Here is a 222-nt window from a genome sequence, read left to right as displayed (position 1 = left end):
CGTAACGGGTGGGATCGGGAGATCCGCCGCCGTGCCGCGCTGGCGGCCGAGGCGTCGTCCCGGCCGCGGGCTTCCGGAGGCGTCGCGCTGACCCCGCTGAACCGCACTTTCCGCGACGAAACCATTGTTTATCCGTACGTGTCGGCCAGGATCGACCGGGCCCGCCGGCAGGTCGAGATCACCGTCGAGGGCCCGTCCGGGCCGGCGCCGGCCGACCCGGTC

General features: G+C 73.9%; 1 pseudogene. It reads left to right on the top strand.

From position 1 onward, the window contains the following. Nucleotides 1-222, top strand: a pseudogene (locus IH26_RS61910) (2,3-epoxybenzoyl-CoA dihydrolase); the annotation flags it as partial.

Origin of the sequence: Actinoplanes subtropicus (genome assembly GCF_000721705.1) — a bacterium.
GTDB classification, from domain to species: Bacteria; Actinomycetota; Actinomycetes; order Mycobacteriales; family Micromonosporaceae; genus Actinoplanes; species Actinoplanes subtropicus.
Note: the sequence above shows the minus strand (reverse complement) of the source record. Positions and strands in the feature narration are given on the sequence as shown.